The sequence below is a fragment of the Pseudomonas sp. BN417 genome (genome assembly GCF_029871205.1).
GTDB lineage: Bacteria > Pseudomonadota > Gammaproteobacteria > Pseudomonadales > Pseudomonadaceae > Metapseudomonas.
The window spans coordinates 1-22,434 of the sequence record NZ_SSOJ01000149.1; the positions used below are offsets into that span (position 1 = coordinate 1).

General features: G+C 66.9%; 23 protein-coding genes and 1 pseudogene. 19 read left to right on the forward strand and 5 right to left on the reverse strand.

The window, feature by feature from the left end; translation table 11 throughout:
- The 8 genes from E8F11_RS23100 to E8F11_RS23135 all read left to right on the forward strand — a co-directional run.
- A partial coding sequence (locus E8F11_RS23100) for a chemotaxis protein CheA (protein ID WP_280291227.1) occupies window positions 1-1,152 on the forward strand: 1,152 nt, incomplete at its 5' end.
- Window positions 1,153-1,196: 44 nt separating this feature from the next.
- A complete protein-coding gene (locus E8F11_RS23105) occupies window positions 1,197-2,306 on the forward strand; it encodes a chemotaxis response regulator protein-glutamate methylesterase (RefSeq protein WP_280291228.1) in 1,110 nt (369 codons plus the stop codon).
- Between the two features lie 16 nt (window positions 2,307-2,322).
- Entirely contained in the window at window positions 2,323-3,063 is a 741-nt protein-coding gene (locus tag E8F11_RS23110) for a flagellar motor protein (RefSeq protein ID WP_280291229.1), read from the forward strand.
- A gap of 10 nt (window positions 3,064-3,073) precedes the next feature.
- Window positions 3,074-3,961 (forward strand): flagellar motor protein MotD, encoded by an 888-nt coding sequence (gene motD / locus E8F11_RS23115; protein ID WP_280291230.1) that lies wholly within the window; start codon window positions 3,074-3,076, stop codon window positions 3,959-3,961.
- 46 nt (window positions 3,962-4,007) lie between these two features.
- Entirely contained in the window at window positions 4,008-4,796 is a 789-nt protein-coding gene (locus tag E8F11_RS23120) for a ParA family protein (RefSeq protein ID WP_280291277.1), read from the forward strand.
- Between the two features lie 87 nt (window positions 4,797-4,883).
- The gene (locus tag E8F11_RS23125; protein WP_280291231.1) at window positions 4,884-5,732 is read left to right on the forward strand and encodes a CheW domain-containing protein; all 849 of its coding nucleotides are present in this window, start codon (window positions 4,884-4,886) and stop codon (window positions 5,730-5,732) included.
- 95 nt (window positions 5,733-5,827) lie between these two features.
- Window positions 5,828-6,307: a chemotaxis protein CheW gene (locus E8F11_RS23130; protein WP_016493839.1), complete on the forward strand. Its 480-nt coding sequence runs from the start codon at window positions 5,828-5,830 to the stop codon at window positions 6,305-6,307.
- A 1-nt stretch (window position 6,308) separates the two neighbouring features.
- The gene (locus E8F11_RS23135; protein WP_280291232.1) at window positions 6,309-6,719 is read left to right on the forward strand and encodes a DUF2802 domain-containing protein; all 411 of its coding nucleotides are present in this window, start codon (window positions 6,309-6,311) and stop codon (window positions 6,717-6,719) included.
- A gap of 143 nt (window positions 6,720-6,862) precedes the next feature.
- Here the strand turns inward: E8F11_RS23135 and E8F11_RS23140 are convergent, their stop codons facing one another.
- The 3 genes from E8F11_RS23140 to E8F11_RS23150 form a co-directional block, all read right to left on the reverse strand.
- Window positions 6,863-9,631: an HAD family hydrolase gene (locus E8F11_RS23140; protein WP_280291233.1), complete on the reverse strand. Its 2,769-nt coding sequence runs from the start codon at window positions 9,629-9,631 to the stop codon at window positions 6,863-6,865.
- 33 nt (window positions 9,632-9,664) lie between these two features.
- Window positions 9,665-9,964 (reverse strand): hypothetical protein, encoded by a 300-nt coding sequence (locus E8F11_RS23145; RefSeq protein ID WP_280291235.1) that lies wholly within the window; start codon window positions 9,962-9,964, stop codon window positions 9,665-9,667.
- A 71-nt stretch (window positions 9,965-10,035) separates the two neighbouring features.
- On the reverse strand, window positions 10,036-12,117 hold the full coding sequence (locus E8F11_RS23150; protein WP_280291237.1) for a hypothetical protein: 2,082 nt from the start codon (window positions 12,115-12,117) through the stop codon (window positions 10,036-10,038).
- Between the two features lie 395 nt (window positions 12,118-12,512).
- Between E8F11_RS23150 and E8F11_RS23155 the strand changes: the two genes are divergently transcribed.
- Window positions 12,513-12,971, forward strand: a complete 459-nt coding sequence (locus tag E8F11_RS23155; RefSeq protein ID WP_280291238.1) for a rhodanese-like domain-containing protein — start codon at window positions 12,513-12,515, stop codon at window positions 12,969-12,971.
- On the opposite strand, the pseudogene E8F11_RS23160 reads toward E8F11_RS23155, so the two are convergent.
- Window positions 12,931-13,271 (reverse strand): annotated as a pseudogene (locus E8F11_RS23160) (EscU/YscU/HrcU family type III secretion system export apparatus switch protein). The gene E8F11_RS23155 and the pseudogene E8F11_RS23160 sit on opposite strands and share 41 nt — an antisense overlap.
- Before the next feature lie 121 nt (window positions 13,272-13,392).
- The gene (locus E8F11_RS23165) at window positions 13,393-14,931 is read right to left on the reverse strand and encodes a flagellar hook-length control protein FliK (RefSeq protein WP_280291239.1); all 1,539 of its coding nucleotides are present in this window, start codon (window positions 14,929-14,931) and stop codon (window positions 13,393-13,395) included.
- A 151-nt stretch (window positions 14,932-15,082) separates the two neighbouring features.
- Between E8F11_RS23165 and ccmA the strand changes: the two genes are divergently transcribed.
- Genes ccmA through E8F11_RS23215 form a run of 10 tightly spaced genes read left to right on the forward strand, consistent with a single transcriptional unit; the run spans window position 15,083 to window position 22,430 of the window.
- Entirely contained in the window at window positions 15,083-15,718 is a 636-nt protein-coding gene (gene ccmA / locus E8F11_RS23170; protein ID WP_280291240.1) for a cytochrome c biogenesis heme-transporting ATPase CcmA, read from the forward strand.
- Entirely contained in the window at window positions 15,715-16,386 is a 672-nt protein-coding gene (gene ccmB, locus E8F11_RS23175; protein WP_280291241.1) for a heme exporter protein CcmB, read from the forward strand. The genes ccmA and ccmB overlap by 4 nt, the downstream gene beginning before the upstream one ends.
- A gap of 13 nt (window positions 16,387-16,399) precedes the next feature.
- Window positions 16,400-17,155, forward strand: coding sequence for a heme ABC transporter permease (locus tag E8F11_RS23180; RefSeq protein ID WP_280291278.1), 756 nt, complete (start codon window positions 16,400-16,402; stop codon window positions 17,153-17,155).
- The gene (ccmD, locus tag E8F11_RS23185; RefSeq protein WP_280291242.1) at window positions 17,155-17,331 is read left to right on the forward strand and encodes a heme exporter protein CcmD; all 177 of its coding nucleotides are present in this window, start codon (window positions 17,155-17,157) and stop codon (window positions 17,329-17,331) included. Before E8F11_RS23180 ends, ccmD begins: the two co-directional genes overlap by 1 nt.
- Entirely contained in the window at window positions 17,328-17,774 is a 447-nt protein-coding gene (gene ccmE / locus E8F11_RS23190) for a cytochrome c maturation protein CcmE (protein ID WP_280291243.1), read from the forward strand. Before ccmD ends, ccmE begins: the two co-directional genes overlap by 4 nt.
- Window positions 17,775-17,778: 4 nt before the next feature.
- A complete protein-coding gene (locus E8F11_RS23195; RefSeq protein WP_280291244.1) occupies window positions 17,779-19,752 on the forward strand; it encodes a heme lyase CcmF/NrfE family subunit in 1,974 nt (657 codons plus the stop codon).
- On the forward strand, window positions 19,749-20,285 hold the full coding sequence (locus tag E8F11_RS23200; RefSeq protein WP_280291245.1) for a DsbE family thiol:disulfide interchange protein: 537 nt from the start codon (window positions 19,749-19,751) through the stop codon (window positions 20,283-20,285). The genes E8F11_RS23195 and E8F11_RS23200 overlap by 4 nt, the downstream gene beginning before the upstream one ends.
- Window positions 20,282-20,770: a cytochrome c-type biogenesis protein CcmH gene (locus E8F11_RS23205; protein WP_280291246.1), complete on the forward strand. Its 489-nt coding sequence runs from the start codon at window positions 20,282-20,284 to the stop codon at window positions 20,768-20,770. The genes E8F11_RS23200 and E8F11_RS23205 overlap by 4 nt, the downstream gene beginning before the upstream one ends.
- Window positions 20,767-21,978 carry a c-type cytochrome biogenesis protein CcmI gene (gene ccmI, locus E8F11_RS23210; protein ID WP_280291247.1) on the forward strand — a complete coding sequence of 404 codons (1,212 nt, stop codon included), beginning with the start codon at window positions 20,767-20,769 and terminating at the stop codon, window positions 21,976-21,978. Before E8F11_RS23205 ends, ccmI begins: the two co-directional genes overlap by 4 nt.
- Window positions 21,975-22,430: a hypothetical protein gene (locus E8F11_RS23215; RefSeq protein WP_280291248.1), complete on the forward strand. Its 456-nt coding sequence runs from the start codon at window positions 21,975-21,977 to the stop codon at window positions 22,428-22,430. The genes ccmI and E8F11_RS23215 overlap by 4 nt, the downstream gene beginning before the upstream one ends.
- Window positions 22,431-22,434: the final 4 nt, after the last annotated feature.

Consider the following 22,434-nt stretch of genomic DNA (forward strand, 5'->3'; position numbering starts at 1 on the left):
CGGGTCGACACCGCGCGCCTGGACGAAATCATGAACATGGTCGGCGAGCTGGTGCTGGTGCGTAACCGCCTGGTGCGCCTGGGCCTGAACAGCGGCGACGAGTCCATGGCCAAGGCCGTGTCCAACCTGGATGTGGTCACCGCCGACCTGCAGACCGCGGTGATGAAGACCCGCATGCAGCCGATCAAGAAGGTCTTCGGCCGCTTCCCGCGCCTGGTTCGCGACCTGGCGCGCAACCTGAAGAAGGAAATCAACCTCGAGCTGGTGGGTGAGGACACCGACCTGGACAAGAACCTGGTCGAGGCCCTGGCCGACCCGCTGGTGCACCTGGTGCGCAACGCCGTCGACCATGGCATCGAGTCCCCCGAGGCGCGCGAGGCCGCCGGCAAGCCGCGTACCGGTCGGGTGGTGCTTTCCGCCGAGCAGGAAGGCGACCACATCCTCCTGATGATCACCGACGACGGCAAGGGCATGGACGCGGCCGTCCTGCGCGCCAAGGCGGTGGAGAAGGGGCTGTTGGACAAGGATGCCGCCGAGCGCCTGACCGAACTGGAGTGCTACAACCTGATCTTCGCCCCGGGCTTCTCGACCAAGACCGAGATCTCCGACGTCTCCGGCCGCGGTGTCGGCATGGACGTGGTGAAGACCAAGATCTCCCAGCTCAATGGCACGGTGAACGTGTTCTCGCAGAAGGGCTCCGGCTCGAAGATCGTCATCAAGGTCCCGCTGACCCTGGCGATCATGCCGACCCTGATGGTGATGCTGGGCAACCAGGCCTTCGCCTTCCCGCTGGTCAACGTCAACGAAATCTTCCACCTCGACCTGTCGCGCACCAACGTGGTGGACGGCCAGGAAGTGGTGATAGTCCGCGACAAGGCCTTGCCGCTGTTCTACCTCAAGCGCTGGCTGGTGCGTGACGCCACCTTCGAGGGGCAGGGCGAGGGGCATGTGGTGATCCTCTCGGTGGGCACCCAGCGCATCGGCTTCGTGGTCGACCAGCTGGTGGGCCAGGAAGAGGTGGTGATCAAGCCATTGGGCAAGATGCTCCAGGGCACGCCGGGCATGTCCGGCGCCACCATCACCGGCGACGGCCGCATTGCCCTGATCCTCGACGTGCCGAGCATGCTCAAGCACTACGCACGCCGCGGCTGATAAAGGGCGGCCGGGAATGGCCGCCCGCAAGGAGCTTTTTTCATATGGCAGTCAAGGTTCTGGTGGTGGATGACTCCGGGTTCTTCCGCCGCCGTGTCTCGGAAATCCTTTCTTCCGATCCCAATATCCAGGTGGTGGGTACCGCCACCAATGGCCGCGAGGCCATCGACCAGGCGCTGGCACTCAAGCCGGATGTCATCACCATGGACTACGAGATGCCGATGATGGACGGCATCACCGCGGTGCGGCACATCATGCAGCGCTGCCCGACGCCGGTGCTGATGTTCTCCTCGCTGACCCACGAAGGCGCCCGCGTCACCCTCGACGCGCTGGACGCCGGCGCCGTGGACTTCCTGCCGAAGAACTTCGAGGACATCTCGCGCACCCCCGAGAAGGTCAAGCAACTGCTCTGCGAGAAGGTCCACAGCATCGCCCGCAGCAACCGCCGCTACAGCAGCTTCAGCAGCACGCCGCATTTGCTGCCGGCGACCAGCAGTCCGGCCCGCCCGGCAGCGGCGCCGGCCGCGGTGTCCGCGCAGCCGAGCCATGTCGGCCATGCCGCGCCGACGAGCTCCCACGCCCCAAAGCGTAAGGCCTACCGGCTGGTGGCCATCGGCACCTCCACCGGCGGGCCGGTAGCGCTGCAGCGGGTGCTGACCCAACTGCCGGCCAACTTCCCGGCGCCGCTGGTGCTGATCCAGCACATGCCGGCGGCCTTCACCAAGGCCTTCGCCGAGCGTCTGGACAAGCTCTGCCGGATTTCCGTCAAGGAAGCCGAGGACGGCGATGTGCTGCGCCCCGGCCTGGCCCTGCTGGCTCCCGGCGGCAAGCAGATGATGGTCGACGCGCGTGGCGTGGTGCGCATCCTGCCCGGCGACGAGCGCCTGAACTACAAGCCCTGCGTGGATATCACCTTTGGTTCGGCGGCCAAGTCGTACGCTGACAAGGTCCTCGCCGTGGTGCTCACCGGCATGGGCGCGGACGGCCGAGAAGGCGCGCGCCTGCTGAAGCAGGGCGGCAGCCAGGTCTGGGCCCAGGACGAGGCCAGCTGCGTGATCTACGGCATGCCCATGGCGGTGGTGAAGGCCAACCTGGCCGACGCCGTCTATGGCCTGGACGACATCGGCCGGCACCTGGTCGAGGCCTGCATGTAATGGAGAAACCCAGGTAATGGATGTACTGAGCCTCATCGGGGTAATCCTGGCCTTCGTCGCCATCATCGGCGGCAACTACCTCGAAGGCGGTCACGCCGCGGCCCTGCTCAACGGGCCGGCGGCGCTCATCGTGCTGGGCGGTACCCTGGGCGCGGCTTTCCTGCAGACGCCCATGAGCATCTTCAAGCGTGCCCTGGGCATCTTTCGCTGGATCCTCTTCCCGCCCCATCTGGACCTCGCCGGCGGCATCAACCGCGTGGTGAACTGGAGCATGACCGCGCGCAAGGAAGGCCTGCTGGGCCTGGAACCGGTAGCCGACAGCGAGCCCGACCCCTTCGCCCGCAAGGGCCTGCAGCTGCTGGTGGACGGCGCCGAGCCGGAGTCCATCCGCAGCATCCTCGAAGTCGATCTGTTCACCCAGGAGGGCCGCGACCTGCAAGCCGCCAAGGTGTTCGAGAGCATGGGCGGCTATGCGCCCACCATCGGCATCCTCGGCGCTGTCATGGGCCTGATCCACGTCATGGGCAACCTGGCCGATCCCAGCCAGCTGGGTAGCGGCATAGCCGTGGCCTTCGTCGCCACCATCTACGGCGTGGGCTTCGCCAACCTGCTGCTGCTGCCCATCGGCAACAAGCTGAAGTCCCTCGCCATTCGCCAGTCGCGCTACCGCGAAATGCTGCTGGAGGGCATCCTCTCCATCGCCGAGGGCGAGAACCCGCGCTCCATCGAACTGAAGCTGCAAGGCTTCATGGACTGAGGGACGGACCATGGCGCGCAGGCGGCATCAGGAAGAACACGAGAATCACGAACGCTGGCTGGTGTCCTACGCGGACTTCATCACCCTGCTGTTCGCCTTCTTCGTGGTGATGTACTCCATCTCCTCGATCAACGAAGGCAAGTACAAGATCCTCTCGGAAACCCTGGTGGGCGTGTTCAACCAGCCGGACCGTTCGGTCAAGCCGATCCCGGTGGGCGAGGAGAAACCGCGCACCACCGAGCCGGACCGGTCCATGGCGGAGGAGAGCGAGCGTAGCCAGGCCACCATCGACGATCCGGGCGCCGACCCCTTGCAGGAAATCGCCCAGAGCATGCGCGATACCTTCGGCGACCTGATCAGGTCCGACCAGCTGAGCGTGCGCGGCAATGAGCTCTGGGTGGAGATCGAGATGAACTCCAGCCTGCTGTTTCCCAGTGGCGATGCCATTCCCAACGACGTCGCCTTCACCCTGATCGAGAAGGTCGCCAGGATTCTGGCGCCCTATGGCAACCCGGTGCATGTCGAGGGTTTCACCGACAACTTGCCCATCGCCACCACGCAATTTCCGTCGAACTGGGAGCTGTCCACGGCGCGGGCCGCGAGCATAGTACGCATGCTCTCCGTGGAAGGCGTGGCGCCGGAACGCCTGGCCGCGGTGGGCTATGGCGAGTTCCAGCCAGTGGCCGACAACGCCACGGCCGAAGGCCGGGCGCGCAACCGCCGCGTGGTGCTGGTGGTTTCCCGCAATCTCGATGTGCGCCGCAGCGTCAGTGGCGTGGGCAGCGCACATGCCCGGCCGGATGCCGTCTTGCAGAGGGCTGGCACGCAACCTGCACCAGCAGCGCCAGCACAGGCCCCTGTCACGGGTGCCGTCAATTCCCCGTCACCGGCCCCCTAGGCCAGGTGCTGATTCTCGGCCAGCAGCAGCCGGGAGGATGAAGAAGATGAGAGTCTGGGCAGTAGCCAACCAAAAAGGTGGAGTCGGCAAGACCACCACATCGATCGCCCTGGCGGGCCTGCTGGCCGACGCCGGCAAGCGCGTGGTGGTGGTGGACCTCGACCCCCATGGATCGATGACCAGCTATTTCGGGCACGACCCGGACACCCTGGAGCACAGCTGCTTCGACTTGTTCCTGAACCAGGGCGGCGTGCCCGATGGCCTGCCGCGCGAACTGCTGCTGCCGACCAGCCACGAACGCATTTCGCTGCTGCCGTCGAGCACCGCGCTGGCCACCCTGGAGCGCCAGTCGCCGGGGCAGAACGGCCTCGGCCTGGTGATCGCCAAGAGCCTGACCCAGCTCTGGCAGCAGTTCGACCATGCCATCATCGACAGCCCGCCGCTGCTCGGCGTGCTCATGGTCAACGCCCTGGCCGCCAGCCAGCAGCTGGTCATCCCGGTGCAGACCGAGTTCCTCGCGGTGAAGGGCCTGGAACGCATGGTCAGCACCCTGGCCATGGTCAACCGCTCGCGCAAGCAGGCGTTGCCCTACAGCATCGTGCCGACCCTCTTCGACCGGCGCACACAGGCCTCGCTCAATACCCTCAAGGTGCTGCGCAACAACTACCCCGATCACCTCTGGCAGGCCTATATCCCGGTGGATACGCGCCTTCGGGATGCCAGCCGTGCCGGCGTCACGCCGTCCCAGTACGATGCCAACAGCCGCGGCGTGATCGCCTACCGCGCTTTGCTCAAGCACCTGCTCGGCCAGCAGTTGGCTGCCCAGGTGGCCTGAGGTGCGTCGTCTCGCCGATCGCCGGGGCTCAAGTGAAGGGCGTCGCCTGCCGATAGGCTGTACAGATCAATCCCGTGGGTTCCCAACATGAGTCGTCCCCTCGCTACCGCCACCCGCCCGCAACTGGCCCTGCAGTCGTACCTGGATGCGTTGTTGCACGAGGCTTCGGTCGAGCTGGCCGAAAGCATCAGCCGGGAAGAGTTCGAAGCCGCGGTGCTGGAGGAGCAGGTGCGCGACGCGCGCCTGACTCGCGTGCTCGCCGAGACGCCCCTGGCGGCGCCCGAGCCGACCGTTGCGCCGGTGATCGCACCGGTCGAAGTGGAGTTCGAGCCGGAGCCCGAGTGGGAACCGGAGCTCCTGGTGCCCACCGTCCCGGTGGCCGAACCCGTGCAGGCCCGTGTCGAACCGCTGGTGGAGCTCAGCGCGCCGGGTTCCCAGTCGCTGGAAATCCCGGCGCTGGCAGGCGGCCGTCCGGCCTGGGGTGAGGAACCCTTCGAGTGCCTGCTGTTCGATGTCGCCGGCCTGACCCTGGCGGTGCCGCTGGTCTCGCTGGGCTCCATCTACCCGCTGGCAGGGCAGGAGCTTACTCCGCTGTTCGGCCAGCCGGAGTGGTTCCTCGGCATACTGCCGTGCCAGGCCGGCAACCTGAAGGTGCTGGATACCGCGCGCTGGGTGATGCCCGAGCGTTATCGCGACGACTTCCGCGAAGGCCTGCAGTACGTGATTTCGGTGCAGGGCTACGAATGGGGCCTGGCGGTGCATCAGGTCAGCCGCTCGATCCGCCTGGACCCGAGCGAGATCAAATGGCGCAGCCAGCGTAGCCAGAGGCCTTGGCTAGCCGGTACCGTGATCGAGCATATGTGTGCGCTGCTGGATGTCTCGGCGCTGGCCGAGCTGATCGCCAGTGGCGCCGTGAAACACATGTCGCTGAATTGAGGGGGAGGTTCCGTCGCGCGCGGGACCTGATGGACAAGACAGCGGTAAAAAACCGCGAATGCCACCCCGGGGTGGCTCAAGAGAGGCTAGGGAACATGAAGAAATCGTCCGCTCAAGGTGCCGAAGACCCCATCCTGCAATGGGTGACTTTCCGCCTGGACAACGAAACCTACGGCATCAACGTGATGCAGGTGCAGGAGGTCCTGCGCTACACCGAGATCGCCCCGGTGCCGGGGGCGCCGAGCTATGTGCTGGGCATCATCAATCTGCGCGGCAACGTGGTGACCGTGATCGACACCCGCCAGCGCTTCGGCCTGGGCCCTGCGCCGGTGACCGACAACACCCGCATTGTCATCATCGAGGCGGACAAGCAGGTGGTGGGGATCCTGGTCGACAGCGTGGCCGAGGTGGTCTATCTGCGCCAGTCGGAGATCGAGACCGCACCCAACGTCGGCAACGACGAATCCGCCAAGTTCATCCAGGGCGTCTGCAACAAGAACGGCGAACTACTGATCCTCGTCGAGCTGGACAAGATGATGAGCGAGGAAGAGTGGTCGGAGCTGGAGAGCATCTGAGTTGATCTGGATCGCACTGCTCGCCGCGACCCTCGCCCTGGCCTGCATGGGCCTGGGCTACGTCAGCCATCGGCTGGCCAGGCGCCTGCGCGAGGAAGTGGCGGCCCAGGCCGAGCGCGACGCCGTGCGCGACCAGAAGCTCAAGGAGCTGGTCAAGCGCCTGGACACTTTCGTGGACGGCAGCGTTCGCATGGGCGAAGAGCTGCACGAGCTGCGCCGCCTGGTGGCGCCGCTGCCGGACAAGCTCAACCAGATCGAACAGCGCGACCCCAGCAGCCTGTCCTTCAGCCAGGCCGCACGCCTGGTGGGCCTCGGCGCCAGCGTCGAGGACCTCACCCAATCCTGCGGCCTGACCAAGGCCGAGGCCGAACTGGTGAGCAAGCTGCACCAGGCGCGCCAGGAGCGGGGCTGATCCCCTGGAGTGCTCGCAGGAAGGGAGCACGTAGCCAGATATGTAGGGTGCGCTGTGCGCACCAAACCTGCAGACAGGGCCAGCACAGAGTAGCCGGCACCAATGACTGGTGCGCACGGCGCACCCTACGGTTATCACCTCGCCTATTTCACCCGCACCTCCAGGGCCACGCCACCCACGATCTTCCCGCTCTCCCGCTGCACCAGGTCGAGGGTGAAACGCGTGCCCCGCTTGGCACCCGCCGGCACCCGGACCCGGAGTCCCACCCATTGCGCTTCCGCCGGCTTCAGCGTGACCGGCAGCCGCACGCGCTGGCCACGGGCGAAAGCCAGTTCCAGCGCGCCGGGGAAGGCTTCCGCCAAGCATTCCGGCGCATGGCTGGTGAGCAGCGCCGGGCCGGCGTCTTCCGCCTTGAGGTGATCATCGCAAGAGCAATCCAGCCGACCGGAATGCGCCCGCACCGGGGCCGTCGGCAGGACCAGGGCATTTGCCCGTAATTCGACCGGCAGAGCCCGTTTCTCCACCAGCAGGCTCGCCGCCAGGGTATCCATGCCCGCCGGCCGGATCAGCTCCAGCTCCACTGTCCGTGACAAGCGCGGACGCAGGTTGATGGCCAGCAGCGGCAGAACAATCCAGGCGTTCGGCGCGAGGTCGACCACGCTCAGGTTCTTCTGCGCCAGGTTGTTCTGTTCCCAGACATGACGCCCGGCGAGCGGACGGTCGAAGCGCGTCAGCACGCTGGCCAGCAGGCAGGGGTGGGTGCCCACCGGCGGTATCGAGCTGCGCGGCAGGCGTGCCTTGACGATGCGCGTCTCGCCGGGACCGAGGTCGAAGGCCGCCACTGCGGTGACGGCGGGCAGGAAGTCGGCGGGGTAGACGAACTGGCTCCCGGCGTACTGCTTGATATTGAAACTGACCACCAGGTGGCGGGCGCTGGCCGAGGCGCTACGGTTGCGCACCCGTGCATGGATCCAGTTGTCCTGGCCGTACTCGAGGTTCTGGTGGGTCAGGCCGCCGTCATCGCGATTGCGAATCCACAGGTCGGGCGAGTCCCAGAAGCGGCCCGCCCAGTCGTTGGCGCCGGGGTCCGCCGCGTCGTCGCGTAGCCAGAGGTCGGGCAGCGGCGACGGGTCGCCGAAGCCGTAGACGAAGCGGTGGAAGGCATCCACGCAATCCGGATTGCCGGTGCGCGCGACCAGGTGGCACTCGATGTCCTCGGTGCGCACCGGGCGCGGATAGCGCGCCAGGTAGAAGGCGCGCAACAGGTCGCGAAGACTGGCTGCGCCCACCAGGGCGGCCACGCCTTTCCAGACCCGTTCGCCGGCGCCATAGGCATCGATATGGGTGATGCGTACCCACGGATTACGTGAACACAGCGCCACGGCGGGATTGGCGAAGTTGAACGGCAGCACGGCGGATGCGCCATTGTCGTTGTAGACCGTCCAGGCCTCGTCGAACCAGGCGTCCGGCTGGCTCGCAGGCTTGAGGCCGCGCGCCCACCAGCTGTGGAAGGTTTCGTGGCGCAGTGGCCCGGTGCCGGTCGTGGTGCCCCCCTCGTACTCCATGCCGCCCTGGTGGATGAAGGCGGTGAAGCGCCCGCCGTGGATGTAGCGTCCGGAGCTGCTTTCGTTGTCGACCAGAAAACCGGCGATGGCGTTGGCCTGGGCGACCAGGTCCACGGGGCTGCTGGCCAGCTTCCAGGCGGTGATCGCCACGTGGGTTCCCGAGACCGGCAGCACCACGTTGACCGTGGTGCTCTGCAGGCTGTCCGTCGCCCTTAGTTCCAGCAGCGGTGACAGGGCCGTATGGCGTGAAGGAAAGGCGATGCTCCAGTGATTGGTGCCGAGCGGGGTGATTGTGCCGTTGCTGATGGGCGTATGGGCGATGGCTGTGTTGACCAGCTGCAGGTCCAGGACCAGTTCGAACTGGTCGTAGATGAGGTTGGCCGGTATGAAGGCCTCCAGGTAACGCCCCGCGCCCAGGTCGGTGAAACCGAAGTTGAAGGCCAGCCGCGGGCCGGCGCTCCAGGTGATCTGCGGCAGGTAGGAGCCGGCCATCGAGGCTTGCGGCATGCCGAGCCCATAGGTCAGGCGCAGGCTGTGGCTGCTGCCGGCCTCGAGCACTCGGGCGAGTACCCGCAGGTTGGCATTGGCTCCGCCGCCGAAGTCGTGCGCAGCCACTTCGGTGAGGGCGAGCGGGGTACCGTCGAGCCAGGCGCCGGTCGGGGTCTGGCGCAGGTCGAAGATCGGGCAGCCGGCATGCACGCCGAGGCGGAACTCCAGGGTCGCATCGCCCGTGGCCTGCTGGGTCGCCGCATCGAAGCGCAGGCTGGCGTTGATCTGTGCAATATCGATGGGCACCGCCCACAGACCATCCACCAGGCGTGGCCGTGGAGCCAGGTCGAGGTTGCTGCCCGCCAGGTCGGCCAGTGCCGGCAGCAGGCCGAGCAACCCGGCCAGGCCGGCGACGCACTCACCGTCGCCCGGCATGCAGGCACCGGAATTGCGCTTGAGGATGCCCCTCCAGCCGAAGCCCCGTGCGGCCAGGACGTCCGCCGCCGCTTCGCTGATGAAGATCGTTCGGTCACTGGCCGCCGTGTGCTGCGCCTTGGTCCGCGCCAGGTCGAAGATCGGCTGCGCCGGCTTGCCGAGGTTGCCCGGAAGCTCGGTGGACAGGGTGACCAGTTCGGGCTCGATGTAGCGCGCAAGGTGCAGCTGGTCGAGCAGGGCCTGAATGTCGGCGAGGGTCGTCCCTGCCGCCTGGTTGCTGATGAGGCCGAGGCGATAGCCACGGGCCTTGAGGATTTGCAGACAGTCCAGGGTGTCGGCGTAGCGCTGGCGTACGCCGCCGCTGGTGAAGATCAGGGTATCGCCCAGGTCGAAGAAGACCGTGGCGGGGAAGGGGCCTGGCATATCGCCCTCCTGGCAATGGTTCAGGCCCGGGGTTCAGTCGTCACGGCGATAGGCGAACCGGCAACCCGAGGCATCGGTGAAGGTGAGGGTGTGGGCGTCGAGCACATAGTCGTAGGAGATCACCGCGTCATTGGCGGTCGACAGCGCGAGCTGGCCGGGGGCCTTGACCTCCCAGGTGCCGCCGTCCCACCAGGTAAAAGTGCCGGGAGGTTCGCCGTGGCCGAAGTAGAGCCCGTTGGGTTCGAAGCGCAGGTGCATGGCATAGCCGGCCGCGCAGAGTTGTTCCGTGCTGCGGTGCCACTCGCCCACCAGTCCCATGTCCAGTGCCGCCATGCTGCAATCTCCTGATTCGACTAGGGCGGCGCGATGGCCGGAGCCACCGCGCCGTCCGGTTCCTCGACTGGCTACTTGGCGCGTACCAGGGGGGCGGACTTCGCCTTGCCCTTGAGCGCCTTGGCCAGGTCCTTGGTCGCCGCACCGCCGGCATCGTCGATGAGGCGGATCAGTTTGTCGCGTTCGGCGTCGCTCATCACCGTGTCCTGCTCGATCAGTGCCGAGGCGGCCTTGGCGTCGGGCCGGCGCTTGATGAAGCGGCGCGCCAGCCGTTTCGCCGCGATGGCGGCGAAGTGCGGCTTGAGGACCGCCGAGTCGAGGGCCGCCTCCAGTGCGTCCAGGCCTTCACTGAGGTGGTCACCACCGATGGCCAGCACCAGGTGCAGGTCAGGTGTCGCCAGCACCTTGTGCGCCGCTTCGGCATGTCGGGCGTCGACCGCGGCGGTCACCATCACGGTGGCGCTGCCGGCCAGGTGGGCGACCATGCCTTCGATCTCCCAGTGCACCTCGACCCGCACCTCATGGACGCCGGGTGCGCCGAACAGCGCGCCTTCGGCACCGCGCAACAGGGTCATGGAGTCCTCGATGCGCTCGCCCGGCTGCAGCACCTTGAACGGATGGTCCTCGATGCAGTGGACGACGGTGCGGAAGGTGCGCTGGCTGCCTGCCGGGTCGATCACGCTGCCGCTGACGAAGTCGCTCTTCAGGCTCAGGGTAGCGGGCACTCGAACCGGCTGGTCGCCCTGGTTGACCAGGACCACGCCCACCCGCACCGGCGCACCCAGGGGCACTTCGCCCAGCAGCGGGCTGACTTCCACGGCCAGGCCGTAGACTTCGGCTTCCAGGTCGGTCGGGGTGATGCTCGGGGTGCTGGTGGAGGCGCTGCCGAAGGCTACCGAGCCCGGGCGCACGAAGGCGTCGGGGTAGTGGCGCAGCTGCTTGAGGTTGTCGGGGTGGAAGGACCACTGGATGTTGCTGGGGAAGGGCGTGGCCGGGGTTCCGGCGGCGGCGATGACATCGCTGGTGCACATGAACCCGTGGTCGGCGAAGTTGTGGTACAGCCCCATGGCATGGCCCAGCTCATGCACCGCGGTGCGGAAGTAGGGCGCCGCTGCCGTGCCGAAGCGCTGGTCGCTGACCGTGCCCCAGCCCGGAGCGATGATCCAGTGGGAGGAGATGCCCAGGCCTTCGCGTGGCACGTTGTTGGAGTCGGTGCCGGCGGCGTCGTACATGATCCCGCGTGGCGTGGAGTCGATGTTCTTCACCGCGAGTATGTGGTAGCGCCATTCGCTGTCGAGGTTGACCACCGCGCGCCGGGCCAGCATCGCCGCGTGCATCTCGGCATCGGACCAGGAGTTGCCGGTGGGCTCGACGACGTTGGTGTCGCTGAGGTTGACCGTGGTCTGCCAGCCCACGGCGTCCATCACGGTCGCCCAGGTATGGCCGACGCCGCTGTTGGTGGGCCGTTCGGAGCCGCTCACCGTATCGATCTCCACTGTGCAGCGGCGGAAGTAGGTGGACAGCCAGCCCATGGTCAGGCGCCCAACCACGGTGTTGGCGGCGTTCTTCACATCGCCTTCGGCGTAGTCAGCCGGCGAGGGATAGCCCGCCGGCGCCGTCATGCGCACCATCTGCGCGGTGAGGGTGGACTCCAGGGCCCAGCTGTTGGGCGCGGTGAAGCGGTAGAGCTGGAAGGTCAGGCCGAAGCTGTTGCCCAGGTAGAAGTACTCCGGCAGGGCGGTGACGCGGATGTAATAGCGATAGCGCGAGCGCGCGAGGATCGGGATGCCGGAAGCCGGGTTGGGGCCGGCGAGGAGGATCGGCTTGAGTGGCAGGTTCTGGCTGATGCTCGGCTGGCCCTGGAGGACCGGGAAGGGCGAGGGGATCGGGATGGGCAGGAAGATCACCGGCCGCTGGTAGAGGTCGCCGCTGGCGGTGCGTCCATCGCTGTGGCTTTCGACCCGCAGGGTCCCGTCGTAGGACACCAGGGGCGCGCCGCTGGGCTTGTAGTTCAGCAGCCAGCAGCCGGCGCGCACACTGCGAAATGGCGGCAGGGTTATTGTTCCCGGGAAGGGCTGGAGCAGGTTGGGATTGAGGGCGGTCGGAGCGGGTGTTGGACCGTCTTCCTGGCTGGGAAGGAGCAGGTCGGGCATGGGAGGGATTTGCGAATTTTCAGGCAAGTTGGACACGTTGAACACTCCTATTCAACAAGGGGGGCGCACCCTGCCCGTGTATCCAAAATCCGCGCGAGCTACTGCAGTGGTCTGGTACGTCGCCCTTGAACTTGTCTCCTTATTTCGGTTGGGGTCATGTACGGCGAGCAACCCATGACGCCAGAGAGTATGGGCCGGCCAAAGCGCCTGTAAAACGCCGCTCATCGCCTGCAGGCCGCGTGGTACGTGGGTTCCAGCCTGGTCGCGATGTGCCGTGGGTGGCTTAGAGCGGGGAGTTATTAGCCCCTTGTCGAGTGGCGCCAAGAGTTCCAATCCGCGCCGGCCGGGCTGGCCTAAGCTGAAATTCCGGGGCTTCTCTCCGGGGAGGTCCGGTCATGCGTCTGCTTCCACTGCTTCTGTTCTGCCTGGTGCCCCTGCTCGAGGCCCAGGAGGCTCCCATGGAGGTGGAGGGCGCGATGACGGTCAATGTGCTGCAGGCGCGCTATCTGTACGAGCGAGGGGCGATCTTCATCGATGTCCGGCCCACCCGCGAATGGGCCTGGGGCCATGTCCACGGTGCCCTTCACCTGGACCTGCTGAGCCGCTTCGGCGACCTGGCCCAGCCGCAATGGCCGCGCCAGGTGCCGCTGGTCATCTACTGCGACAGCGAGGTCTGCCCCCATGGCGCCGAGGCGGTGAGGTTGGCGGTGAGCTGGGGGTACCGCCAGGTGTTCTATTTCCGCGAGGGGTATTTCGCCTGGCAGCTGCAGGACTTCCCGCAGGGAAAAGGCCTGGCGGGCGAGCGTCTGGTGTTCACCCAGCGGGACCCGTCAGGCGCTTCATCGGCGGAGTGATGTCGCGTTGGGCGTCTGCAGCTTCCTGATCGAAACCGACCGGGCACTTGCCCTGAGGTACCAGGCAAAGGCGATGATCTCGGCGATGGTGCGGTAGAGCGCCTCGGGAATCGCGTCGCCCAGTTCCAGCCGCGCCAGCAGGCGCACCAGATCGGCATTCTCGTAGATGGGCACTTCGTACTCGCGGGCGATGGCGAGAATGGCTTCGGCCAGTTCGTCGTCGCCCTTGGCGGTCAGGTTGGGGGCGCTGACGCCGTCGTAGGAGAGGGCGATGGCCTGGCGCGGCTTCGTCTGACTCATTCCGGCTTCCTTGCAAAAGTGCAGCGCGAAGGCCAGAGAGCAGCGACGAGACAGTACGAATAGTACGGTGAGGAGCTGCGAGCGCAGCCGACAACGCTGAACGCATGCAAGGGAGTTGGAATCATGCGGTTTCATCCACCCAGCGTTGCTCGAGGGTCGTGCGTTGCCCCTGGGGCGGCTTGCCCTGGCGGCAGGCCAGTTCGCCCACATTGAGGCCGGCTGCCAGCAGGCGCTCGCGCAGATGCGGTAGTTCATGGTCGATCAGTCTGGCGGTGTCGCTGCGCTCGGCCCACAACTGGCTCGACAGGCTGCCCTGGATCAGTTGCGCCTGGACCTGCAGTGGCCCCAGGGGCTCCAGGTCGAAGGCCAGTTCGACGCGCCAGAGACTCTCCTTGCGCGCGTCCTTTTCCTGCCGGGACTCCTGCTCCTGCTGCAGCTTGATCTGCAGCGGGACCAGTTCCTGCTGATTGCGCATGGGCACTTCCAGCTGCCAGGTGGTCAGCAGGTTGCCCTCGGGTGTGACCTGGGTCTGGGCCAGGCTGGACAACTGGTGGGTCTGCAGCCGCGAGACGGCGGCGGCGGCCAGCTTGAGCAGGGTTGCCAGGTCGCCTTCGTCCTCGGCGGTCTGGGCCAGCCGCGACGGCAGGGGAAAACTCAGGGCCTGCTGGCGGGCATTGGCCTGGCCAAGGGCGCCGAGGGCATTGCGGATGAAGGCCGGCAGGGCCTGGGCCATGGCCTGGCTGGTGCCGGCTGTTGGCAGGCTGGAGGGTGTCGGCAGGGCCGGCAGCAGTTGGCCGATCAGGCGCAGCAGGTTGGCCTTGAGGTCCTGGGGCAGGGCGCCGGCCTGGCCGGCTAGCAGGCGTGACTCCAGCAGCGCGCCGCTGTTCTCCAGGGCCTGGGCCAGCAGCTTGGGGTCGCCGAGCTGGCGGATGTCGGGCAGGGCGCCGAGCAGTCGGTCCACGGCGCCGCGCAGGTTGTCCGGAAGTTTGTCCCGGCCCATGGCCTGGAGGGCACGGTGCAGGCCGTCGAGGGAGCCCTGGCGGTTCTGCTGGCCGGCCAACTGCTGGGTGAGTTCGAGCTGGTCCAGCTGCGCGGCCAGGGGCAGGAACTGCAGCATCTGGCTGCCCTGGACCTGGGCGCTGAGGAGGCTGCCGACGGCCAGTGGCCGCGGGCTCTCGATGCTCAACTGGCGGCCGGCGAGCGGCGTGTTGAGCAGATTGACCAGAACCTTGTAGACCGCCGCCTGGGCCTTGCCCTGGGCAGCCAGTTCGCTGGATACCACCTTGCCCTGGACCAGGCTGCCCACCGGCAGCAGCTCCAGGTCGAGGCTGCCGAGGGCCGCTTCAGCGACTTTGAGGACCATGGCCAGGCGGGTGTCCGAGAGCGCGGTGACGTTCAGCTGGCTGCCCGCGGCCAGCGGCCGCGGGCTGATGGCCTCCAGGGTGGCCTGGCTGCCATTGCCCAGGGTCAGCTTCAGCAGCACCTGGAAGCTCTGGGCGGTTTCCCTGAGGGCGACGACTTCGGCCTCGGCGCTCTCCCCGGCGGCCAGCAGGCCTTCCAGCGGCTGCAACAGCCGGAGCGCCAGATCGGCAGCGTTCTGCGCGGGGCGAGCGAGCGGCTGGCTGGGCGGGAGAGGGCGAGTACCGCTGATTTCGGTCATCAAGGGGTTACAACCTGTCGAAAAAGCTCGCTTCGGGGGCCAGGGTTGGCATGTATAATGCCGCCCCGTCCGGGCCGGCCACGAGTCTTGGCGCTCACCAGTATAGCGGCCGGCACCTCCCTGACTTGAATGCTTCCCGGGTATCCATGCCGTGACCAGTCCCTACCTAGAGACCGTGGCCCTCGCCTGCGAGCGGGACTGGCGCCTGCTGTTCGAACGGCTGGACCTGCAACTGGCCCGAGGCGAGATGCTCCAGGTTGCCGGCCCCAACGGCAGCGGCAAGACCAGCCTGCTGCGCCTGCTCTGCGGCCTGATGCAACCCACTGCCGGCGAAGTGCGCCTGAACGGAAAGCCGCTGGCCAGCCAGCGCGGCGAGCTGGCGCGCAACCTCTTGTGGATTGGCCACGCCGCCGGCATCAAGGGATTGCTGACCGCCGAGGAGAACCTGCGCTGGCTTTGCGCCCTGCACCAGCCAGCCGGCCGCGAGGCCATCTGGCAGGCCCTGGACGCGGTGGGCCTGCGTGGTTTCGAGGATGTACCCTGCCATACCCTGTCGGCCGGCCAGCAACGCCGCGTCGCCCTGGCACGCCTGTACCTGGACGCGCCGCCGCTGTGGATCCTCGACGAGCCCTTCACCGCCCTCGACAAGCAGGGCGTCGCCCAGCTCGAGGTGCATCTGGCGCGGCATTGCGAGCAGGGCGGCCTGGTGGTCTTCACCACCCACCACAGCATGGGCCTGGTGCCCGCCGGCTACCGCGAACTTGACCTGGGGCAGCGCCGCGCATGAGCAATGTCTTTACCCTGCTGGTCGCCCGTGAAGCTCGCCTGCTGGTACGCCGTCCGGCGGAATTGGCCAATCCCCTGGTGTTCTTCGCCATAGTGATCGCATTGTTCCCGCTGGCCGTGGGACCCGAGACCCAATTGTTGCAAAGCCTTTCTCCCGGCCTGGTCTGGGTAGCGGCCCTGCTGGCCGTGCTGCTCTCGCTGGACGGGCTTTTCCGCAGTGATTTCGAGGACGGCTCGCTCGAGCAGTGGGTCGTTTCGCCGCACCCCCTGCCGCTTCTGGTACTGGCCAAGGTGCTGGCACACTGGCTGTTTTCCGGATTGGCCCTGGTGCTGCTGGCGCCGCTGCTGGCGCTGATGCTCGGCCTGCCGGCGCGCTGCCTGCCGGTGCTGCTGCTGTCGCTGCTGCTGGGCACCCCGGTGCTCAGCCTGCTGGGTGCGGTGGGCGCCGCGCTGACCGTGGGGCTCAAGCGCGGCGGCCTGCTCCTGGCGCTGCTGATCCTGCCGCTGTACATCCCCGTGCTGATCCTCGGCAGCGGGGCGTTGCAAGCGGCCCTGCAAGGACTGCCGGCGGTCGGCCACCTGTTGTGGCTGGCCAGCCTTACCGCCCTGGCGGTGACCCTGACACCCTTTGCCATAGCCGCCGGCCTGACCATCAGCGTCGGCGAATAAAAAATAGAGTTGCCTGATGAACTGGACTTGGTTTCACAAACTCGGCTCACCGAAGTGGTTCTACGAGATCAGCGGCCGCTGGTTGCCCTGGTTCGCCTGGGGCGCGGCAATCCTGATGACCGTGGGCCTGGTCTGGGGCCTGGCCATCGCGCCGCCGGACTACCAGCAGGGCAACAGCTTCCGCATCATCTATATCCATGTGCCGGCCGCCTTGCTCGCCCAGTCCTGCTACATCATGCTGGCGGTCTGCGGCGTGGTCGGCCTGGTGTGGAAGATGAAGCTGGCCGACGTCGCCCTGCAGGCCGCCGCTCCCATCGGCGCCTGGATGACCTTCGTCGCGCTGCTCACCGGCGCCATCTGGGGCAAGCCAACCTGGGGCGCCTGGTGGGTTTGGGATGCACGCCTTACGTCGATGCTAATCCTCCTTTTCCTGTACTTCGGTGTCATTGCCCTCGGCCAGGCGATCAGCAATCGTGACAGCGCCGCCAAGGCCTGTGCAGTGCTGGCGATAGTCGGGGTGATCAACATCCCGATCATCAAGTACTCGGTGGAGTGGTGGAACACCCTGCACCAGCCGGCCACCTTCAAGATCACCGAGAAGCCGGCCATGCCGCCGGAAATGTGGCTGCCGCTGCTGATCATGGTGCTCGGCTTCTACTGCTTCTTCACCACCGTGGTATTGCTGCGCATGCGCCTCGATGTGCTCAAGCGTGAGGCACGCAGCAGCTGGGCCAAGGCCGAGATTCAGGCACAAGTGGGTAAGGTCTGATGAGTTTTTCTTCCTTCACCGAATTTCTCGCCATGGGTGACCATGGCCTTTATGTCTGGACCGCCTACGGCATCAGCCTGGTGGTACTGGCCATCAACGTCGCCATGCCGCTGATCGCGCGGCGGCGTTACCTGCACGACGAGGCGCGCCGTTTGCGCCGGGAGGAGTCGAAGTGAATCCGGTTCGCAAGAAGCGCCTGTTCATCATCATCGCCATCCTGGCGGGGGTGGGCATTGCCGTGGCGCTGGCGCTGTCTGCGCTGCAACAGAACATCAACCTGTTCTACACCCCCACCCAGATCGCCAATGGCGAGGCCCCGCAGGACACCCGCATCCGCGCCGGCGGCATGGTGGAGAAAGGCTCGGTACAGCGTTCCGGCGACTCGCTGGACGTGCAGTTCGTGGTCACCGACTTCGCCAAGAGCGTGACTATCCGCTACCACGGCATCCTCCCCGACCTGTTCCGCGAAGGGCAGGGCATCGTCGCTCTCGGCAAGCTGAATGCAGACGGCGTGCTGGTGGCCGACGAAGTGCTGGCCAAGCACGACGAGAACTACATGCCGCCGGAGGTGACCAAGGCCCTCAAGGAAAGCGGCCAGCTCCCGAAGAAAGAGGGTTGAACCGATGATTCCCGAACTCGGCCACCTGGCCCTGATTCTTGCCCTGTGCATGGCCCTGGTGCAGGCGACCCTGCCGCTGATCGGCGCCTGGCGCGGCGACCGCCAATGGATGAGCCTGGCCCAGCCGGCCGCCTGGGGGCAGTTCGCCTTCCTGGCGTTTGCCTTCGGTTGCCTGACCTACGCCTTCATGGTGGATGACTTCTCGGTGGCCTATGTCGCCAGCAACTCCAACAGCGCGCTGCCCTGGTACTACAAGTTCAGCGCCGTCTGGGGCGCCCACGAGGGTTCGCTGCTGCTCTGGGCGCTGATCCTCGGTGGCTGGACCTTCGCCGTGTCGGTGTTCTCCCGCCAGCTGCCGGAACAGATGCTGGCCCGCGTGCTGGCGGTGATGGGGATGATCAGCATCGGCTTCCTGCTGTTCCTCATCGTCACCTCCAACCCGTTCAACCGCCTGCTGCCCAACATGCCGGCCGATGGCAACGACCTCAACCCGCTGCTGCAGGACTTCGGCCTGATCGTCCACCCGCCGATGCTCTACATGGGTTACGTGGGCTTCTCGGTGGCCTTCGCCTTTGCCATCGCCGCCTTGCTCGGCGGTCGCCTGGACGCCGCCTGGGCGCGCTGGTCGCGGCCCTGGACCATCATCGCCTGGGCCTTTCTCGGCATCGGCATCGTGCTCGGCTCATGGTGGGCCTACTACGAACTGGGCTGGGGCGGCTGGTGGTTCTGGGACCCGGTGGAGAACGCCTCCTTCATGCCCTGGCTGGTGGGCACCGCGCTGATCCACTCCCTGGCGGTGACCGAGAAGCGCGGCGTGTTCAAGAGCTGGACCGTGCTGCTGGCCATCGCCGCCTTCTCCCTGAGCCTGCTGGGCACCTTCCTGGTCCGTTCCGGCGTGCTGACCTCGGTCCACGCCTTCGCCTCGGACCCGGAGCGCGGCGTGTTCATCCTCGCCTTCCTGATGCTGGTGGTGGGCGGTTCCCTGGCCCTGTTCGCGGTGCGCGCGCCCGTGGTCAAGAGCCAGGTGGGCTTCGCCCTCTGGTCCCGCGAGACCCTGCTGCTGGTGAACAACCTGGTGCTGGTGGTGGTGGCCTCGATGATCCTCCTCGGCACCCTCTATCCGCTGGTGCTGGACGCCCTGACCGGCGCCAAGCTGTCGGTGGGTCCGCCGTACTTCAACGCCCTGTTCCTGCCGCTGATGGGCATCCTCATGCTGGTGCTCGCCGTCGGCGTGCTGGTGCGCTGGAAGGACACCCCGCTCAAGTGGCTGGCGGGCATGCTCAGCCCGGTGCTGATCGGCGGCCTGGTGTTCGGCGTGCTGGCCGCCTTCATCTACGGCGACTTCCACTGGGCCGTGCTGGCCGTGGGCTTCCTCGCCGCCTGGGTGGTGCTGGCCGGAGTCCGCGACCTTGTCGACAAAACCCGCCACAAGGGCCTGCTCAAGGGCGCCGCTGGCCTGACCCGCAGTTATTGGGGCATGCAGCTGGCCCATGCCGGCATCGCCCTATGCGCCCTGGGTATTGTGCTGTCCAGCCAGTACAGCGCCGAGCGCGACCTGCGCCTGGCGCCGGGCGAGTCGGTGGAGCTGGGCGGCTACCGCTTCCTCTTCGAAGGCGCGGCGCACCATGAGGGCCCGAACTTCACCTCCGACAAGGGCAGCGTGATCGTCTTTGATGGCGACAAGCAGATTGCCGTGCTGCACCCGGAAAAGCGCCTGTATACCGTGCAACAGTCGGTGATGACCGAGGCCGGTATCGACGCCGGACTCACCCGCGACCTCTACGTCGCCCTCGGCGAGCCGCTGGACAACGGTGCCTGGGCGGTGCGCTTACACGTGAAACCCTTCGTCCGCTGGATCTGGCTGGGCGGCCTGCTGATGGGCCTCGGCGGCCTGCTGGCGGCCTTCGACCGGCGCTACCGGGTGAAAGTGAAGACCCGCGTCCGCGAGGCGTTGGGCATGGCTGGAGCGCAAGCATGAAGCGTCTGATCCTGGTCCTGCCGCTGCTGGGCTTCCTGGCCATCGCGGTGTTCCTCTACCGCGGCCTGTTCCTCGATCCGGCCGAGCTGCCCTCGGCGCTGATCGGCAAGCCGTTCCCGGCCTTCTCCCTGCCCAGCGTCACCGGCGAGCGCACCCTCACCGAGGCCGACCTCAAGGGCAAGCCGGCGCTGGTCAACGTCTGGGGCACCTGGTGCGTGTCCTGCCGCGTCGAGCATCCGGTGCTGAACAAGCTGGCGCAGATGGGCGTGACCATCTACGGCGTCAACTACAAGGACGACAACGCCGCCGCGCTGAAATGGCTGAAGGAGTTCCATAACCCCTACCAGCTGGACATTCGCGACGAGCAGGGCAGCCTCGGCCTCGACCTGGGCGTTTACGGTGCCCCGGAAACCTTCCTGATCGACAAGGACGGCATCATCCGCCACAAGTTCGTCGGCGTGATCGACGAAGTCGTCTGGCGCGAGCAGCTGGCGCCGCTGTACCAATCCCTGGAAGACGAGGCGGGCAAATGAAGCGCCTGATCGCCGCCGCCCTGCTGGGCCTGGCCCTGGCTGGCGGCGCCCGTGCCGCCATCGACACCTACGAGTTCAAGGACGAGGCCGAGCGCGAGCGCTTCCGTACCCTCACCGAAGAGCTGCGCTGCCCCAAGTGCCAGAATCAGAACATCGCCGACTCCAACGCGCCCATTGCCACCGACCTGCGCCGGGAAATCCACCGGATGCTGGAAGAGGGCAAGAGCAACCAGGACATAGTCGACTACCTGGTGGCGCGCTACGGCGACTTCGTGCGCTACAAGCCGCCGGTCAATGCCCGCACCCTGCTGCTCTGGTACGGCCCCGCCGGCCTGCTGGTGGGTGGTCTGGTGGTGCTGGGCATCATCGTCGTGCGTCGCCGCCGGGTCGAGAACAGCCCCGGCCAGGTAGTGCTTTCCGCTGATGAGCAGGCGCGCCTCGATGCGCTGCTGAGCTCCGAGAACCAGGACAAGAAAGACCCATGATCGATTTCTGGCTCGCCGCCGGCCTGCTCCTGCTGGTCGCCCTGGCCTTCCTGCTGATTCCCGTGTTGCGCGGCCGCAAGGCCCAGACCGAGGAAGACCGTACTTCTCTCAACGTCGCCCTGTACCAGGAGCGCCTGGACGAACTGGAAACCCAGCGCGCTTCCGGCACCCTGACCGCCGAGCACTACGAGGACGGCCGCGCCGAGGCCGCCCGTGAACTGCTGGCCGACACCGAAGGCGCCGACAATGGTCGTGCTTCCCGTCTGGGCAAGGCCCTGCCGTTGGCTGCTGCCGTGATCGTGCCGCTGCTGGGCTTCGGCCTCTACCTGCACTGGGGCGCCAGCGACAAGGTTGAGCTGACCCGTGAGCTGCGCGAGCAGCCCCGCAGCCTCGAGGAAATGACCTCGCGCCTGGAGCGTGTGGTGGAGGCCCAGCCGGAATCGGCCGAGGGCTGGTATTTCCTCGGCCGCACCTACATGGCCCAGGACCGCGCGGCCGATGCCGCGCGCGCCTACGAACAGGCGGTCAAGCGTGGCGGGCGTGAACCCGAGCTGCTCGGTCAGTGGGCCCAGGCGCTTTATTTCGCCAGCCAGAAACGCCTGACCCCGGAGGTCAAGGCGCTGACCGAGGAGGCCCTGAAGGCCGACCCGAATGAAATCACCAGCCTTGGCCTGCTGGGCATCGCCGGCTTCGAAGAAGGTCGTTTCCAGGACGCTATCAAATACTGGGAACGCCTGATCACCCAGCTGCCGGCGGACGACCCGTCCCGTGGCGCCCTGCAGGGCGGTATCGACAAGGCCCGCGAGAAGCTCAAGGAGAGCGGTGTGGCCGTCGAAGAGCCGGCTGCCGCTCCGGCCCCGACCGGTGCCCAGCTCAAGGTTCGCGTCGATCTGGCGGCGGCATTGAAGGACAAGGTGCAGCCTGGCGACAGCGTGTTCATTTTCGCCCGCGCCACCTCCGGCCCGCCCATGCCGCTGGCGGTCAAGCGCATGACGGTGGCCGACCTGCCGGTGGAAGTCAGCCTGAGCGACGCGGACGCGATGATGCCGCAGCTCAAGCTCTCCAACTTCCCGCAGGTGCAGCTGGTCGCCCGGATCTCCCGTAGTGGCAATGCGACTGCGGGTGAATGGATAGGAAGCAGTTCGCCGCTGTCTACCGGTACGTCGGATACCCAACGACTGACCATCGACAGCCCGGACAAGAAATGACCACCTACACCGCACTCCCGGCAGCGCCGAGCACCCGCTTCGGCCTGCCCCTGATCTGCCTCCTCCTGACCCTGGCCGGCTGCGCCGGCCAAGGCCCTTATCACGAGCCGACCGAGCCCGAGTGGGAACCCTCCCACGAGCCCTCCCGCCAGCCTCCGGCCGTGCAGACCCCGCCGCAACAGCGCCCCATGCCGCCGGCACAGCCCCAGCCGCCCAAGCAGGCGCCACGAATGAAGGCGCACCCGCGATTCGCCCCGCCGCCCGGAGGCAACTGCTATTGGGATACCGGCCTCGGCGTCTATGTGCTCGAGAATGAGCACAACATTTTCTACCGCGAGCGCGTCTACTACCGCTGGGACAATGGCTGGAGCTACTCCAACGGCCCCCATGGCCCCTGGCAACCCACCGATTCCAGCGGTGTGCCGGCCGGGCTGGGAAGGCGCTTCCAGTAGTCCG

Excerpts from the sequence above, each read along its gene's own strand:
- E8F11_RS23105 (WP_280291228.1), top strand. The coding sequence starts at position 1,197 with ATGGCAGTCAAGGTTCTGGTGGTGGATGACTCCGGGTTCTTCCGCCGC.
- E8F11_RS23110 (WP_280291229.1), top strand. The coding sequence starts at position 2,323 with ATGGATGTACTGAGCCTCATCGGGGTAATCCTGGCCTTCGTCGCCATC.
- motD (WP_280291230.1), top strand. The coding sequence starts at position 3,074 with ATGGCGCGCAGGCGGCATCAGGAAGAACACGAGAATCACGAACGCTGG.
- E8F11_RS23120 (WP_280291277.1), top strand. The coding sequence starts at position 4,008 with ATGAGAGTCTGGGCAGTAGCCAACCAAAAAGGTGGAGTCGGCAAGACC.
- E8F11_RS23125 (WP_280291231.1), top strand. The coding sequence starts at position 4,884 with ATGAGTCGTCCCCTCGCTACCGCCACCCGCCCGCAACTGGCCCTGCAG.
- E8F11_RS23130 (WP_016493839.1), top strand. The coding sequence starts at position 5,828 with ATGAAGAAATCGTCCGCTCAAGGTGCCGAAGACCCCATCCTGCAATGG.
- E8F11_RS23140 (WP_280291233.1), bottom strand. The coding sequence starts at position 9,631 with ATGCCAGGCCCCTTCCCCGCCACGGTCTTCTTCGACCTGGGCGATACC.
- E8F11_RS23145 (WP_280291235.1), bottom strand. The coding sequence starts at position 9,964 with ATGGCGGCACTGGACATGGGACTGGTGGGCGAGTGGCACCGCAGCACG.
- E8F11_RS23150 (WP_280291237.1), bottom strand. The coding sequence starts at position 12,117 with ATGCCCGACCTGCTCCTTCCCAGCCAGGAAGACGGTCCAACACCCGCT.
- E8F11_RS23155 (WP_280291238.1), top strand. The coding sequence starts at position 12,513 with ATGCGTCTGCTTCCACTGCTTCTGTTCTGCCTGGTGCCCCTGCTCGAG.
- E8F11_RS23165 (WP_280291239.1), bottom strand. The coding sequence starts at position 14,931 with ATGACCGAAATCAGCGGTACTCGCCCTCTCCCGCCCAGCCAGCCGCTC.
- ccmB (WP_280291241.1), top strand. The coding sequence starts at position 15,715 with ATGAGCAATGTCTTTACCCTGCTGGTCGCCCGTGAAGCTCGCCTGCTG.
- ccmD (WP_280291242.1), top strand. The coding sequence starts at position 17,155 with ATGAGTTTTTCTTCCTTCACCGAATTTCTCGCCATGGGTGACCATGGC.
- E8F11_RS23195 (WP_280291244.1), top strand. The coding sequence starts at position 17,779 with ATGATTCCCGAACTCGGCCACCTGGCCCTGATTCTTGCCCTGTGCATG.
- E8F11_RS23200 (WP_280291245.1), top strand. The coding sequence starts at position 19,749 with ATGAAGCGTCTGATCCTGGTCCTGCCGCTGCTGGGCTTCCTGGCCATC.
- E8F11_RS23205 (WP_280291246.1), top strand. The coding sequence starts at position 20,282 with ATGAAGCGCCTGATCGCCGCCGCCCTGCTGGGCCTGGCCCTGGCTGGC.
- ccmI (WP_280291247.1), top strand. The coding sequence starts at position 20,767 with ATGATCGATTTCTGGCTCGCCGCCGGCCTGCTCCTGCTGGTCGCCCTG.
- E8F11_RS23215 (WP_280291248.1), top strand. The coding sequence starts at position 21,975 with ATGACCACCTACACCGCACTCCCGGCAGCGCCGAGCACCCGCTTCGGC.